Below are 405 nucleotides of genomic sequence, written 5' to 3' on the forward strand. Positions count from 1 at the left end.
TCATCCTGAGCCAGGATCAAACTCTTCATTGTAAAAGTATCTTGACTGCGCAAATTAAAAATTAAAATGCGGCAGCTTAATTATCTGTCCAGGACGCTCGAATTCAAGAAGTCTATCTTTACCTATCTATATAGAATAAGTATTGACGGTTCTTTTGTTTTACCCAGGTACGACGCGCCTTAATCATTAGTTTCCAATTATTAATTTGCGAAGCACCTGCTCTTGTACTACTTGTATTGTTTATGTAAATCTGTTCAAAGATCGCTCGTTTCACGATTGCTGTTCTTTTCAGAAAGCGGATGCAAAGGTAAGAACTTTAAAGCATATCTTCCAAATATTTTCGGAAGTTTTTTTTCATTTTTTCTCTTTTCTCTTTCCTCGTCGTCTCTCTTGTCGAAAGGGAGG

Origin of the sequence: Bacteroides sp. AF29-11 (assembly GCF_003602895.1) — a bacterium.
GTDB lineage: Bacteria > Bacteroidota > Bacteroidia > Bacteroidales > Bacteroidaceae > Bacteroides > Bacteroides uniformis.